The organism is Vibrio sp. ER1A (assembly GCF_000733315.1).
GTDB lineage: Bacteria > Pseudomonadota > Gammaproteobacteria > Enterobacterales > Vibrionaceae > Vibrio > Vibrio mediterranei.
Map to the genome: position 1 here is coordinate 189,385 of NZ_JPJA01000093.1, position 10,359 is coordinate 199,743.

10 protein-coding genes are annotated in these 10,359 nt (G+C 44.5%); 2 read left to right on the forward strand and 8 right to left on the reverse strand.

Going from position 1 to position 10,359, the window contains the following annotated elements:
• Window positions 1–259 precede the first annotated feature (259 nt).
• Window positions 260–895, forward strand: a complete 636-nt coding sequence (locus HW45_RS22455) for a murein L,D-transpeptidase catalytic domain family protein (RefSeq protein WP_038229911.1) — start codon at window positions 260–262, stop codon at window positions 893–895.
• A 64-nt stretch (window positions 896–959) separates the two neighbouring features.
• Here HW45_RS22455 and HW45_RS22460 read toward each other — a convergent pair whose 3' ends face one another.
• Entirely contained in the window at window positions 960–2,393 is a 1,434-nt protein-coding gene (locus HW45_RS22460) for a DEAD/DEAH box helicase (RefSeq protein ID WP_038229913.1), read from the reverse strand.
• Window positions 2,394–2,660: 267 nt separating this feature from the next.
• On the opposite strand from HW45_RS22460, the gene HW45_RS22465 reads away from it, so the two are divergent.
• The gene (locus HW45_RS22465) at window positions 2,661–4,064 is read left to right on the forward strand and encodes an MATE family efflux transporter (RefSeq protein ID WP_038229915.1); all 1,404 of its coding nucleotides are present in this window, start codon (window positions 2,661–2,663) and stop codon (window positions 4,062–4,064) included.
• A gap of 59 nt (window positions 4,065–4,123) precedes the next feature.
• Here HW45_RS22465 and HW45_RS22470 read toward each other — a convergent pair whose 3' ends face one another.
• The 7 genes from HW45_RS22470 to HW45_RS22495 form a co-directional block, all read right to left on the reverse strand.
• A complete protein-coding gene (locus HW45_RS22470) occupies window positions 4,124–5,089 on the reverse strand; it encodes an enolase C-terminal domain-like protein (RefSeq protein WP_038229917.1) in 966 nt (321 codons plus the stop codon).
• 7 nt (window positions 5,090–5,096) lie between these two features.
• Window positions 5,097–6,101: an N-acetyltransferase DgcN gene (dgcN, locus tag HW45_RS22475; protein WP_006071341.1), complete on the reverse strand. Its 1,005-nt coding sequence runs from the start codon at window positions 6,099–6,101 to the stop codon at window positions 5,097–5,099.
• A gap of 171 nt (window positions 6,102–6,272) precedes the next feature.
• The gene (locus HW45_RS22480) at window positions 6,273–7,175 is read right to left on the reverse strand and encodes a LysR family transcriptional regulator (RefSeq protein WP_038229919.1); all 903 of its coding nucleotides are present in this window, start codon (window positions 7,173–7,175) and stop codon (window positions 6,273–6,275) included.
• A gap of 132 nt (window positions 7,176–7,307) precedes the next feature.
• Window positions 7,308–7,430 (reverse strand): hypothetical protein, encoded by a 123-nt coding sequence (locus HW45_RS30395; protein WP_443083044.1) that lies wholly within the window; start codon window positions 7,428–7,430, stop codon window positions 7,308–7,310.
• Between the two features lie 223 nt (window positions 7,431–7,653).
• Window positions 7,654–8,031 (reverse strand): diacylglycerol kinase, encoded by a 378-nt coding sequence (locus HW45_RS22485; protein ID WP_038229921.1) that lies wholly within the window; start codon window positions 8,029–8,031, stop codon window positions 7,654–7,656.
• Between the two features lie 4 nt (window positions 8,032–8,035).
• A complete protein-coding gene (locus HW45_RS22490; protein ID WP_038229923.1) occupies window positions 8,036–9,109 on the reverse strand; it encodes a DUF4056 domain-containing protein in 1,074 nt (357 codons plus the stop codon).
• 123 nt (window positions 9,110–9,232) lie between these two features.
• Window positions 9,233–10,279: a sensor domain-containing diguanylate cyclase gene (locus HW45_RS22495; RefSeq protein WP_038229925.1), complete on the reverse strand. Its 1,047-nt coding sequence runs from the start codon at window positions 10,277–10,279 to the stop codon at window positions 9,233–9,235.
• Between the last annotated feature and the right edge of the window lie 80 nt (window positions 10,280–10,359).

A 10,359-nucleotide genomic window follows, 5' to 3' on the forward strand; every position in this document is an offset into this window, starting at 1 on the left:
CCTACAGTGTAATATGGGAGTAGTCTTATTATTATCTATAGTAGTGCCAATTAATAAATTTAAAGGCATAAATATTAACTGTCTGATATCTATAATTATATTTTAAATGAATGTGAATAATTTCCGATCATGTTCAAATAATCATGTAAAAATTAGTAAACTGGATTTTATTAATAGTTAGGTTAGGATAATATTGTTCACTAATTAAGACAGAGATGTCTTTTATTTATCAACCTGATTAGAATAACTTGTTGTAATAATGGTAAAAAAGATTTTTTCACCGTTGTGGGTGTTAGCGCTTTCTGTTGCTTTCCTGTTTTCCCACAGCGCTCGCAGTGAAGCGGAGATTAGTCCAACATCGGCTAAAGGCATATACAACAGCGCTAAGCTGTATGGGATCGTCGACTTTCAGTTGTTTAAAGATGCCTATAATGCATATGAAAGTACTACCAATCGCAGTAAATCACTATTAACTATTATTGATTATTCGAAGCCCTCTACAGAAAAACGCTTTTATGTCATAGATATGGCGAAAAAGTCTTTGGTTTTTAATACGTATGTAGCTCATGGTGTTAATAGTGGTAAAAAGACGGCGACTAAGTTTTCAAATATTATAAATTCTCGCAAGACATCACTGGGGACATTTTTAACGGACACGACTTATTACGGCTCTAATGGTTATTCACTAAGATTGGATGGACTAACAAAAGGCGTTAATGATAATGCTCGTGACCGATATATTGTTGTTCATGGAGCAGATTACGCTAACGAATCTTTCATGAAGAAAAACGGCTATCTTGGTCGTAGTTGGGGTTGCCCAGCCTTGCCAGAAAAGCTGTCTAAAGAAATTATTGATACGATTAAAGGCGGCAGTGTTATTTACGCTAGCTCTTAATGAATAATTATCTGATTTTTAAATTAAAAAGCCCACTATGAATAGTGGGCTTTTTGCTGTCTAGCTAAGCGTTTTGCTTTGGTTTACTAGCACGAGGTTTGCTTGGTCTAGGCTTACGCTTCTTGTTCGCACCGTTGTTTGCATTATTCGTACTGTTACGATGATTAGCGTTACCTGACTCACCGTCGCTATTACGCTTAGTATTGAACTTTCTTGGTTTACGAGGCTTTTCAGAACGAGGCTTATCTGCACGACCATGTCCGGATGCAGTCGATTTCTCTTGGCCTTCTTGTTTAGGCTTTTTTGGTTTCTTCGGCTTCTTCGGTTTAATTGGGCGCGTGTCCAGCTTTGACTCAGGAACGGCGTTTACTGGTTTGAATCCCTCTAACTCGAATCGGTCAATAAGTTTACCGATCAGTCTTTCAATACCGAATAGCTCTTTTGCTTCATCAGCACATACTAAAGAGTACGCTTTACCAGTTTCACCAGCGCGGCCTGTACGACCAATTCGGTGAACGTAGTCTTCAGAGACATGAGGAAGATCGAAGTTGACCACTTGAGGTAGCTGTGGGATATCGAGTCCACGAGCCGCGATGTCAGTTGCCACTAGTACGCGAATTTGCCCGGTTTTAAAGTGCTCAAGTGCTTTAGTTCGCGCGCCTTGGCTCTTGTTACCATGAATCGCGAGTGCTGTAATTTTCTTACCTTCAAGGAAACGGGCGAGACGGTTTGCGCCGTGTTTAGTCTTACAAAAGACTAAGACCTGCTTCCAGCTACCATCGTCTATTAGCTTGGCCAGCATAGCTGGTTTTTGCTTCTTATCTGCCACGTATAAGCTTTGCTCTACGAGTTTTGTGGTTGAGTTTGGCGGTGTGACTGATACTTCAATAGGGTTATTCACCAACCCTTTAGCCAGATCACGAATCTCGTTGGAGAAAGTGGCTGAAAATAGTAGGTTTTGGCGGTTTTTCGGTAATAAATCGAGGATTTTCTTAATATCGCGGAAGAACCCCATATCTAACATACGGTCGGCTTCATCAAGTACGAGCACTTCAAGTTGAGAGAACTTAATGGCGTTTTGCTGGTAAAGATCAAGTAGACGACCTGGTGTAGCAACCATCACGTCACAGCCCTTACGCAGCTTCAGCATTTGTGGGTTGATCTTCACGCCACCGAACACGCACTGTGAGGTTAGTGGAAGGTTAGTGCTGTATTTGAACACGCTCTCATGAACCTGTGCAGCAAGCTCACGCGTTGGGGTAAGGATAAGCGCGCGAATATGATTGCCTTTCACTCGCTGACCTGAGTTTAATCTTTCAAGTAACGGTAGCGCAAAGCCAGCGGTTTTACCTGTGCCGGTTTGTGCTGCAGCCATAACATCCTTGCCTTCGATAATTGCAGGAATGGCTTGTTCTTGAATTGGTGATGCCTTTTCGTAACCTAGATCTTGGATAGCACGAAGAATAGGAGTCGAAAGACCTAAAGATTCAAAACTCATAGTGGTACTCGTCGGTGGAGTGAGAAAAGTGGCAGTCATGGGATAGAGCAAATCTATCGTTATAAAAGGCCGTAAACCCAAGGATAGGGTAAGGCGCGCTATTCTGCGTGCTTTTGTGACGAACTTCAATACAATTCTCGTCGATTTGCGCTATTGAAATTTGTAGGTAAGGTGTTTATATTGTCGCCGCCTAACGGGCACACCCTAAAATGCACATTCGCCATCCCGCCATCACTGGTGCATTTATATTGGTGTTTTAGAACTTTCATGCAAACGACTACTCGTCCTTTTTCTCGTTTTACTCGTGAATCGGGTGCATTAATGCATCTGTCGATACCTATTATTCTGACTCAGCTTGCGACTCAAGCGATGGGTTTTGTGGATACCACAATGGCTGGTCAAGTGAGTGCTGCCGATCTCGCGGCGATCGCCTTGGGTGCTAGTTTGTGGATTCCGGTTTTATTGCTGCTTCGCGGCGTGATTATGGCGCTTACTCCAGTAGTGGCTTATCACCGTGGTGCGCGTGACTTTGAGAGCATCTCTGTCGAGTTCTTTCAAATGGTCTGGCTCGCATTGATTTCTAGCGCGCTACTGGTGGCTTACTTGGTCAGCGCAAAACCTATATTAGAGTGGATAGGGGTTGCATCAGAAATTATCCCTATTGCTAGTGATTATGCGTTTGCCTTGGCGTTTGGTGTGCCGGGTATTGCTTTGTTCTATACCTTAAATGGTTTCTGCGAAGGGATGAACAATACTAAAGCGCCGATGATCATTTCAGTTATAGGCTTGTTGGTGAACATTCCGGTTAACTACATCTTAATTTACGGCAAGTTTGGGTTTCCTGAACTCGGTGCGGTAGGTTGTGGTTGGGCAACCAGTTTGGTGTATTGGTTAATGTCAGGACTATTGTATTCCTACATTAAAGGTCATCATCACTACAAAACGATCATTCGGTTTACTGATATTAAACCAAGAGCAAAAGAGATGATTCATTTGCTTAGGTTAGGTCTACCGATCGGTATGAACATTGCGGTTTGCGGCAGTATTTTTGCTGTCATCGCCTTGTTGATTGGTCGTATTGGAGCGGAAAATGTTGCGGCTGCGCAGATCGCCTTGAATATCTCCAGCATGACTTACGTGATTCCAATGAGCATTTCGTTTGGTATCACTATTCGTGTTGGCCACGCATTAGGTGCTAAAGACGAACTAGGCGCGATTGAACGCAGTAAAATCGGAATCTTGGTTGCAGGATTGATGTCGTTAATATCGGTGACAATTTTCTTATTGTTCCCGGATTGGATTATTCGACTTTACACTACAGACCCAGCAGTGAGTGCGACAGCGGCAACGTTACTTGTGTTTACAGCCATGTACCAATTTAGTGATGCGCTGCAAACCTCTTCGAACGGTGCGCTCCGTGGTTATAAAGACACGAAAGTGCCAATGTTGTTAGCGATTGCTTCTTATTGGGGATTGGCATTACCGCTTGGCATAGTGTTAGGGCTGACAGATCATATTGTACCAGCTATGGGTGAAAAAGGTTTTTGGGTCGGCATTCTTACAGGACTGACTGTGGCTGCGATATTGATGTTGCTGCGTTTACGCCACGTAATTAAAAAGCGTCCGCCTATTGTTTCTGATAGAGCTTCTGATGGAATGACTACTCGCTAATAGTAAAAGCGCGTGATACCTGAGAAAGGGTCACGCGCTTTTTGATTATTCGTTAGCTGCTAGAGCAGTAATCGTCCGTTTTTATAGCTAAGCCCATTCTCAACATCGCTGCCGAGTAGCACTGGACCATCGAGATCCACCACTTCTGCTTTAGTTGCTATAGGCAATGCTGCTTTCATTGCCATTGACGTTCCCAGCATACAGCCGCTCATGATCATAAGTCCGAGTTCACGAGCTCTTCCTTCTAGCGCTAAGGCTTCTGTTAGCCCGCCAGTTTTATCAAGCTTAATGTTGATCATCTCATAACAATCGACGAGTTCATCTAGCTCGGCTCTGGTATGGCAACTCTCATCAGCGCACAGTGGGATAGGGTGGGGAATACCCTTGAGCAAGTCATCTTGGCCACTGGGAACGGGCTGCTCAATCATGGTGATGTCTAGCGGTGCTAATTGATCGAACAAGGACTCAAGATCAAGTGACGCCCACGCTTCATTAGCGTCAATGACGATCTTCACTTCAGACGATAATGCTCGAATAGCGGCTATTTTCTCAACGACATCCTCGTTATCGAGTTTAACCTTCAACAGCGTTGCACCTTCATCAACATACTGCTCTGCTTGGCTTGTCATGGTGTTGAGGTCAGCAACAGACACCGTCATCGCAGTTTCGATACAGGGTGCAATCGCAAAATAGGGTGATGGGAACTGGCTATCAGAGAGCTGACTTTCAAGCGACCATAACGCGCAATCAATAGCATTTCGAGCAGCGCCAGCAGGATAGTTTTGCAAGGCGAGTCGCGCTTCAAAGGGGTCTTGAGTCACTAGGTCGGCACTAAACTCATTGATTTGCGCCATGACTGATTCCACCGACTCCCCATACCTCGGATAAGGCGTACACTCCCCTTGTCCAAGTTGTCCTTGGTATTCGATGGACACACGAACTACTTCACAGTGAGTACGTGTACCTCTGGATATAGTGAAGGGCTTCGCGAGTTTAATTGAGTGATGGTGCGCTTCAATCTTCATAAGATTCTCACAACGTTTTTAGCTTGTTAGCGATTGAGTCTACCCCAAAACGAACAGGGTCCGTTACGGGAAGGTCAAACTGTTCACTCCATTGTTGACAGAGTTCTTTGGCGTCAGACTCATCCAATATGGAAGTATTTAAACAGATACCTGCAAATTGGACTTTGGGGTTAGTCACACGTGCTGCCAAAAGGTTAGCGTTAATTGTTTGCTCAATCGTGGGCAATTGCGCGTGGGGGAGGTGGCGAATATGCTGACGTCCAACTTCGTGACAAAGAACAAGCGCATCTGGCTGAGCTCCGTGCAATAGTCCCAAGCTTACGCCAGCAAAGGATGGGTTGAAAAGAGAGCCTTGTCCTTCAATGATATCCCAATCATGATCGTTAAACTCAGGACTTAAAGCTTCTACGGCACCAGAAATGAAGTCTGCTACGACCGCATCCACTGAAATGCCTTGACCGTCGATTAATATGCCGGTTTGCCCCGTTGCTTTGAATCTAGCGTCAACATTGAGCTGCTTGAGGGTTTGTTCGATGGCGAGGGCACTGAACATTTTCCCTACTGAGCAATCTGTTCCAACAGTGAGTAGTCGTTTCCCCGAGCGCTTTTTACCGTTACCTACTGCAAGGCGTTCGTCATAGTGTCTAACGTCAAACAACTGGATTAAGCCTTGATCTGCCATTTGGGCTAACTCTGGGATGTCTGTCAGTCTTTGATGCATTCCCGATGCAATATCTAATCCTAGCTTTGCTGCAGCAATGAGTGTCTCTACCCAGTTTCTAGGAATAAAGCCGCCCGCATTGGCGGTGCCTATGACCAGCGTTTTTACGCCTTGTTTTTTAGCCTGCTCAAGTGTTAATTCAGTAAGCCCTAAAGAGACGGTATCCTCGGTTAGCCTGAGTTGCCCTAAACAGGCATCTGGGCGCCATTTGACAATACCGCGCGCGGTTTTTGCTGAGAGAGGATCAGTGACGTCACCGAGGAAAAGCAAGTAAGGCTGAGAAATGTTCATAGTGTCCCTTTATTCACAAGTAGCGAGATTCACAAGTAGCCCGCTTTACAGCTAGGTAAATACCTAGCAGCGAGGCTAATGCTATCTAAGATAGGGAGGGAACACTCTAATAGCGAATGCTCGTTTGTTGGTCGCCTATAACATTAGGTTATAGGTGGCTATATGTTGTAACTAAGCGCTTGCGTGATTCTTCAACATCGAAAGAAAAGATCTCGTCGCAATCGAAAAAGGATGTAAGTCGCTGGTAAGTAGTGAGACGGAACAGTCAATAACGTCGGATAGCTGGAGGCTATGTAAGTTCTCACTTGCCGCATATTGGCTGGCAGTCCAAGGGTCAACAATCGCAATACCAGCTCCAAGAGCGGCCAGTTCTGCACCTGAACTGTAATTCCTAACTGTAAGGGACGGAACAAAATCAGGCTGTATTTGCTCAAGGGCGAGCGTGAGTTTCTGCCCTAAAGGATCGCGCCTGTCTAGGGCGATGATGTTTAATTCATCGTCCAACAGAGCTTCTAACGTCACTACAGGGGGGGTATTCTCGCCTTCGCTCAATCGAGTGAAACCAGAGGTTGGTACTAGAACTTGCATTGATTTCTTGGCCAGAAGTTGGTGAGAAATACCGGCAGGAGTGTCTTCACCAAACGCGACAGCAATATCGAGCGCATTGTCGAGTAATGCGTCGCACAGTTCACTGCGATTACCGGTGACCAGTTCTATTGAGCATTGATGTGCTTGATGAAACTGTGCAATCACCGGTGTCAGGAATTTTGTAGCTAATACTGGTGGCGCACCTATTCGAACATGTTGATGCCCTTTTTTAACCTTGTTGGTGAGGGTTTTAAATTGGCCGAGTTGTAGATAGATTTTCTCTACTTCTGGTAACAGGGTTCTGGCTTCTTGAGTGGGAACCAGACGACCTTTGACGCGCTCAAACAGAGAAAAACCAAGCTGTAGCTCTGTATGAGCGAGTACGCGGGTCACATTAGGTTGCGATACATGGAGATTTTTCGCCGCGCCAGAGACGGTTCCCGTTTGCATAATTGCATAAAACACTTCTAGTTGACGTAAGTTCACAAAGACTCCATTCCCATACTGGCTCGCTGTAACTGTAATGGATCTTGCTCCTGAAGAGAATGACCGATTTTGACGCGATAAGGACTCCCTCAGAAAATTGACGAAGTCCTTATTTATTAGGTTTAAGATGGTTTATTGCCTGTCTTGGTCAAAATCTCCTTGGAAATGGTCGTGATCAGACACACTGTCGGCGGCTTTTAGTTTTTCACCAATACGCAGATTTCGTTTTTTCTGCACTGGTGAAGAGTCTACCAAAGGCTACTCCCAAATCGGCGAACCCTGCATAGTCAGAGCGTTTCGAAAGAGCTTGAGGAACGGTAGATAACTCTTTATTTGCAAAGAATTCGTTGAAGTTCAATTCAATATCAGAGGTGCCAAAAGGCGGCTCAAAACATGAGTGCTAGATGAAACAAAGGCTCGAACCTAGGTTAGGTTCAAGCCTTGAGTTGAAATTAGAAGTTAGATGGCTGTGACGGAATTAGCCGATGTAATGCGACCAAAATATGGATGACCAGATCATAAGAGCTAAACCAATTGCCAGAAACACAGCGGCAGAGCCGAGGTCTTTTGCACGGCCTGAAAGCTCATGACGTTCTAAACCGATTCGATCAACAACGGCTTCAACCGCTGAGTTCATCAGTTCGACTATCATTACAAATACAACACTACCGACCAGGGCCACTTTCTGAAAAAGAGAAACATCGATGAGCAAAGCAATAATAACAGCGGCAATCAGTGCGACCACTTCTTGACGAAAGGCAGCCTCGTTCTTCCATGCAGCAATTAGCCCTAACCAAGAATATCGGGCGGCATAGATGATACGTTTGATTCCGGTGTTTTTTTGTATTTCACTCATAGTGTTAATTCAACTTCATTATTAGGGCATCGTTGCGATTGTTTGCATCTTGGTCATCGACCGACTTAGAAATATTGGCGATCATTTGGAACTCTTCATGAGTCCAGATCTCTTTCTCATTTAATGCGGACGGCAGTATATCAAACGAATCTATCTTGTCAGCAGCAACGAGCTGTAATTGACCAAACTGCTCAAGCTCGTTCAATGATGACAAAGAAAGTGGTGTGCCTTTGGTGACTCCATTTGGGACCAAATCTAGGCTGTAGTGGTAATCGCGAGCTTTAACTACCCATTTATTTGGTAAGCGTTTGCTGCTATCCCACCAGATACCATCCAGCTTTTTAAGCTGTGCGATGGTGATGTCTTCGTCTTGGGCATCTAACATCTTTAGGTGCTTTCTGAAGTATTGTGGAAATAACACGACAAACGCATCTTGAGTGATGTCAGGGTTGATCTTAATGATCTCAATCGCGATTAGCGCACCTAACATATTTGAGTACAAATCTTCAGGAGAGAAGGCCGAAGGATACTCTTTAAACCCGCCGACAGACACTAAGCCATACCATTGAGCAATTTCATGCCATTGTGCAAGGCGAAACGCCAGTAAACCTGCGAGCTTTGCCTGTTCGTTATTTGCTGAGTCAAGCTGGTCTAAATTATTGAACACGATTCTTCGAGCACGAAGCTCTGGCGTCAGAGCCAATTCAAAGTCGTCATTGTCGCGATTTTTGATACTGTGATAAAGGTATAAGGTGAAGTCCGCAGTATCTCTCACATGGGCGGTATCGATGAAGCCACCTTTATTAGAGAAAATCAGACCGTTAACTTCGTCTGATGTGCCGATAAGACTACCTATGACACTCGAAGAACCATCATTAAACACGTGAGCATCAACGTCTTCGACATTAAGTACGTTTTTAATGGAGTAGAAAGGGACGGGTACTCTTCCTAGCTCTGCTTTAAGGCCTGTTCCAAAGGCGCAGCATGGTCTTATCCCTACTGGTACAGTGTTTACGTCAGCAAAGCTGGGCTGAACAGACGCAAAAGCTAGACTAAGTAGTAATACTATTCTTCTCATAATCAACCAAAAATCAGTGTGTGGAACGAAAAAACGGCAAAGTGTGCAGTTTACACAGCCTTGCTTTGTCAAAAAAATGCAAGAATTTATGGTGACGATAGTAAATCAATGAATTGATGAAGTTTACCATTTCGTGCCAGTAGCGATTTCTACGTGGTTTCTTCCTCGCTTTTTGGCGGCGTAGAGGGCTTCATCCGCATTTTCAAGCATGTTTTGTGGAGTAATTGGATGGTTACCTAAGTGCTGAAACGCGACACCAATGGAAATGGTCACAATGTCATAAGGGTCGTTACCGGAATGCGTGATGTTGAGTTTCTCTACTTCTTGGCGCATTTGCTGTGCTAGTACGACACTCTCTTCTTGTGAGGTATTGATGAGAAGTGCACAAAACTCTTCCCCCCCGATTCTCGCCACCATATGACCACACGGAGATAACACTTGTTTGAGTGCTTGTGCCACATAACGAAGGGCAAAGTCTCCTTGGACATGACCATAGGTGTCGTTGTATTGCTTAAAGTGGTCGACATCTATCATCATGGTCGTAATGGTACTAACAAAGAGGCTTTCGGTGTTGTGGGCGAGCTCAGTCATAAACGGACGGCGGTTGGGTAGACCAGTTAGTTCATCTGTTTCGGCAGCAATATGTAACCTGCGATTTGTTTCGATGAGCTCGTCTTGTAAGGCAGTCATCTCGTTATGATTTTTCAAGCGAATGTGCAGTTCACTAACGGTGGTTGATAATCGGCTTAAAATGGTTTTCTGTGTTTCCGTCCATTGCTGAGGATGATACAAGTTAGACGCGCTCAATATGCCGAAAACAGACTGACCATCAATAAGAGGGAATAGGGCAATAGAGGCGATATTTTGGGATTTGAGTAGTGTGTATTCAGTCTGCGCGCTATCTTTAATCGATTCGATGTCATCGATGATGATGGGGTCGAGAGATTGTAACCGCCTTTGCAGTAATGTCATGGCTTCGATATTAAAACCTTCACCTAAAGGGTTTTTTGAACCATCAGCCCGCCACGAATAGCTGAACGTGGCCATCTGTTCTTGGATTGAGAGTATGCTAATACGATCAATTTCTAAAACTCGTCCTATCGGTTCAAACGCGCTATACATCACTTCGGTAACATTATCTTCGTTACATGTGAGTATGTTTAATGACATATCTGCCAAGATACGATGCAACTTACTTTGTGCTTTGTACGCTTCCGTTTGCCGTTCAATAGGTAACTATTCACCCGCGA

Excerpts from the sequence above, each read along its gene's own strand:
- HW45_RS22455 (WP_038229911.1), top strand. The coding sequence starts at position 260 with ATGGTAAAAAAGATTTTTTCACCGTTGTGGGTGTTAGCGCTTTCTGTT.
- HW45_RS22460 (WP_038229913.1), bottom strand. The coding sequence starts at position 2,393 with ATGAGTTTTGAATCTTTAGGTCTTTCGACTCCTATTCTTCGTGCTATC.
- HW45_RS22465 (WP_038229915.1), top strand. The coding sequence starts at position 2,661 with ATGCAAACGACTACTCGTCCTTTTTCTCGTTTTACTCGTGAATCGGGT.
- HW45_RS22470 (WP_038229917.1), bottom strand. The coding sequence starts at position 5,089 with ATGAAGATTGAAGCGCACCATCACTCAATTAAACTCGCGAAGCCCTTC.
- dgcN (WP_006071341.1), bottom strand. The coding sequence starts at position 6,101 with ATGAACATTTCTCAGCCTTACTTGCTTTTCCTCGGTGACGTCACTGAT.
- HW45_RS22485 (WP_038229921.1), bottom strand. The coding sequence starts at position 8,031 with ATGAGTGAAATACAAAAAAACACCGGAATCAAACGTATCATCTATGCC.
- HW45_RS22490 (WP_038229923.1), bottom strand. The coding sequence starts at position 9,109 with ATGAGAAGAATAGTATTACTACTTAGTCTAGCTTTTGCGTCTGTTCAG.
- HW45_RS22495 (WP_038229925.1), bottom strand. The coding sequence starts at position 10,279 with ATGTCATTAAACATACTCACATGTAACGAAGATAATGTTACCGAAGTG.